Below are 4,489 nucleotides of genomic sequence, written 5' to 3'. Positions count from 1 at the left end.
ACAGACTTTTCTTCGCCTTATTGGTATTAATAAGGTCAAACGTAATTAGCGTTATTTGACAGTTTTATTTGTCAACTTTGTTTTAAGTTTCCTGATTCTAAATTATTAATTATTAATGTAAAACCGGCTATTTACAAGCAATCAATATTAGATTATTTCCTACCTGATGAATGGTATTGAACTCTTATTTATAGAAAGGATAAGCTGAATAGAAAATAATTATAGCAAATGAATAAAATTGAAAAGTTCCATTGCAATAGCTCCTTTCTATTTTCCAAGTATTAAACGCCTCCAATACCGATCTCATTTAGTAAGGCATCAAACTTAAACCTCCCCCGGCGAGACGGCTCTCTCGCTTCGCACCGCCGTCCGCCTGGATTCAAGAACTATAAAACCTACCTTTTTACGCAATTTCAGAAGGTTCCTTATTGGGTTTATAAAGAGTCGATAGAATTTTAATTAGAAGATTCGTTAATTAGGTTTTTGTATTAAATTTTTATTACACCCTAACCTTATTTAAGTTTTTTCTTGTTTTCTTAATTAAGGATTACACAAAAGAGGGAAGTTTAAAAACATGAGAATTAGTTAACAGGGCTCGCTCTCATACTTTAAATAAAAAATCCCGCAAACAAGGCGGGATTTTTTTAGATACAATTAAATATTACTCCTTTTTCGTTGCCAGCTCATAAACACAAGGTATTACAACGAGATTCAAAATGGTTGCCGATAGCAACCCACCAAGTATTACCACAGCCATAGGGCTTTGGATTTCACTTCCTGGTTCACCACCCTTTAAAGCAAGCGGAATAAGTGCCAGACCTGTGGTGAAAGCCGTCATCAATATCGGGTTTAACCGGTCGAGTGCTCCGGTTTTTATAAGTTCAAAGCCTCTTAATCCTTCATTTCTCAGGTCTTCGAACCTTGATACCAACAGGATTCCATTACGGGTTGCAATCCCGAATAAACTAATGAAACCTATCGTGGAAGCAATACTTACGATTCCGGAAGTAAAGTACACGATAAGAATCCCGCCAATGAGTGCCAGGGGCAGGTTGATAAGGACGATGAACGCAAGTTTTACGTTTTTGAATTCAAAATACAACAACAGGAAAATTACCATAACGGCAACAATCGCAGTAAGCAAAAGCATTTGAGAGGCTCTTGATTCGCTCTCAAACTGTCCGCCATATTCCACCCGGTAACCTTCCGGCATATTTACCGAAGTATTCACAGTTTCCCGGATTTCTTCCACAGCGCTTCTCAGATCACGTCCCTGTACATTAGCAGCCACAACGATTTTTCGCTGCACATCTTCCCGGCTAATAGTATTGGGACTACTTACCGAGGAAACTGTGGCGAGCTGTTCCAATGGCACCTGGGAACCGTTGGGCAATCCAATCAAAGCAGTTCTAATATTCTCTATGCTATTCCTGAAATTCTCTCCGTATCGAACTACAAGATCAAAATACTGCTGCCCTTCATAGATCTCACCTACCTCGTGACCGGCAAAGGCGATATCCACCTGTTCCATAAGTTGCCCAACACTCATTCCATAAGCCGATAATATCTGGCGTCTAGGCGTGATCTTGAGCTGCGGCACTTCGATCTGTTGATCTACGGCAACATCAGCAAGACCGTTGATTGGTGTGATATTTTCTTCAACACTTTTACCTATTTCATAAAGCTGTTGCAGATCGGGTCCAAAGATCTTGATCGCAATATTTGCCCTGGTTCCGGAAAGCATATGGTCTATTCGGTGAGCGATTGGCTGTCCCAGTGTTATATTCACCCCGGGCACAATGCTGAGTTTTTCCCTTACCTCTTCAAAGAATTCTTCTTTGGATTTATCTTCTAAAGTAAAAGGCACATCGATCTCGGCGGCATTCACGCCCTGGGCGTGCTCATCGAGTTCTGCTCTCCCTGTTCTTCGGGTAACCACATCTACTTCGGGCATCTCGAGTAATAGCTGCTCTACCTGTCTTCCGGTCTTATTGCTTTCTTCAAGCGACATTGCAGGCGGACCAACCACGCTGATCACCAGGGACCCCTCATTGAACTCCGGAAGGAAACTTCTTCCCAATTGAGTAAAAATGGCGATGCTTAACAGGAAAGCAATTACAGTCACTCCAATTATCGTTTTTGGGATCTTCAGTGCCCGATTCAGAGTTGCTGCGTAGCGCTGTTGTAACCACCTCTCCACCCGGGTTCCTTCAGACTGCTTCTTCAGCATTTTTTCATCTTTCAGAAGATAAGAGCATAATACCGGAGTAACAGTTACTGCCACCACTAATGAAGTTAAAACTGAAGTAATAAAGGCAATACCGAGAGGTTTCAGCAATCGACCTTCCATTCCGCCAAGGAAAAACAGCGGTATAAAGGATACGATGATTATAAGGGTAGCAATGATGATTGAACTTCTTATTTCCACCGAAGCATCCCTTACCACCCTAATAACAGGTTGTCTTTCAGCTTTGGGTTTACGAATATTCTCTCGCAGGCGTTTATAGACATTTTCCACATCGATAATGGCATCATCCACCAGTGCACCAATGGCAATGGCCATTCCTCCCAGGCTCATCGTATTTATGGTGTAACCCAACCATTTTAAAACAATGATGGATACCAGTAAGGAAATTGGGATGGCCAGCAATGAAATAAAAGTGGTTCGCCAGTTCATTAGAAAAATGAACAATACGATGACCACAAAAAAGGCTCCTTCAAGCAGGGTCATATTCAGATTACTAATGGAAGCGTCAATGAAATCTGCCTGACGGAAGATCTGACTTTTGATCTCCACGCTTTTGGGCAAACTGGTTTCCAGTTCGGCGATGGCTTCATCCAGGCGTTCTGTGAGCTCCAGGGTATTTACATCGGGCTGTTTTGCGATGGTGAGAATAACTGCGGGATTTCCATTGAGGGAACCATCCCCGATCTTGTCGGCAGCACCTATTTTCACATTCGCTACATCTTTAATCTTGATGCTCTGGCCATTCACCTGTTTCACCACGGCTTCCTCCAGGTCTTCTACCGCATAAGCTCTTCCGCTACCTTTTATGATATATTGATTTCCGTACTGATTTAAAAAACCACCCGGAGCGTTGGTGTTCGCCTCCTTCACCTTTTCAGTCAGTTCAGCCAGACTTACGTTGTAATATTTCATTTTACCGGGATCGGCGAAAACCTGGTATTGTTTGTAATCGCCACCTATCACAACTACATTGGCGATCCCTCCAATGGCCTTTATCCGCGGACGGATCTGCCAGTCTGATAAGGTTCTTAGTTCCATCGGGCTCAGACTGTCTGATGTCACTCCCAGCAACATTACTTCCCCCATAATTGAAGAAATAGGTGCCATTGTAGGTGCTCCTACGCCATCCGGCAGGTTCTCGCGAACCATTGGAATACGCTCACTTACAATCTGTCTTGCCTTGTAAATATCGGTCCCCCAGTCGAATTCCACCCAAACGATAGAAATTCCTGCGGCTGAAGAAGAACGAATCCTTCTTACATTCGGGGAACCATTCATCGCGGTTTCGAGCTGGTAGGTCACTAGTTTTTCTACCTCTTCCGACTCCATTCCGTGGGCTTCAGTAAGTATGGTCACAGTAGGTGCAGTAAGGTCGGGAAATACGTCCACGTTCATAGTACGTGCGAAGTAAAACCCGGTAACACTAAGCACCACCGCTGCCAATAGCACCAAAAGTCGGTTATGGAGCGAAATTGATAATATTTTATTTAACATCTAATTTCTGTTTCTGGATTAATGTTCGTGCCCGTGGCCGGGTGTTTCCCCAGACATTGATGCCATCTTCACCTGGTAATTACCGGTAGTCACCACAACTTCTCCAACTTGAAGCCCGGCAAGAACCTGTGCGCTTTTTCCATTTCGTTTTCCTATTCGAACTGGCCTTCGCCCAAAGCTTTCCCCACTGGTTTGCACGATCACAGAATAATTCCCGTAATCTTCAAGCAACGCAGCTTCAGGTACAGTAATCCCTTCTTCAGCTGTACCCAGGGCGATCTGAACCTCGGTAAAACTACCCTCGGGCATTTCAACGACATCCTCAACGCTGAGGTAAACAGGGATCATTGGTTTACTATCTTCCACTTCCTTACCAACCGATACCACTGAAGCTCCTTCTAATTCATTCCAGTCCCCACTGTCATTTCTGTACCAAACCTTTGCGATAGATTCCTTGCTCGGGTTGTAAGAGGCACTTAATTGCGTTCTTAGAAGTCGGGATTGATGCGTACCCACTGAAATAAGATTGGCACCCTGCTCTACATAATTTCCGTTAGAGGTATTGATAGCTTTGATAAAACCGTCAAAAGGCGCTCGAATCTGTTTTCCGCCCGCTCCGTAATTAGAGGCTAAGGCCTGATAATTCGCTTCAGCTACCCGAAAATCACTCTCCACTCTTTCAAATTCAGATTTAGGTACAATCCTGTCTTCGTAGAGTTCTTTTTTCCGTTCATACTCAGCTTTGGC

2 protein-coding genes are annotated in these 4,489 nt (G+C 43.5%); both read right to left on the bottom strand.

All coding sequences use genetic code 11. The annotated features are described in order from the left end of the window. Positions 1-661: 661 nt before the first annotated feature. Positions 662-3,742, bottom strand: a complete 3,081-nt coding sequence (locus tag ACESK1_RS12220) for an efflux RND transporter permease subunit (RefSeq protein ID WP_372920460.1) — start codon at positions 3,740-3,742, stop codon at positions 662-664. 18 nt (positions 3,743-3,760) lie between these two features. Continuing rightward, on the bottom strand, positions 3,761-4,489 hold a 729-nt coding region (locus tag ACESK1_RS12215; RefSeq protein ID WP_372920459.1), incomplete at its 5' end, for an efflux RND transporter periplasmic adaptor subunit.

The sequence above is a fragment of the Salegentibacter sp. genome, assembly GCF_041642575.1.
Classification (GTDB): domain Bacteria; phylum Bacteroidota; class Bacteroidia; order Flavobacteriales; family Flavobacteriaceae; genus Salegentibacter.
Note: the sequence above shows the minus strand (reverse complement) of the source record. Positions and strands in the feature narration are given on the sequence as shown.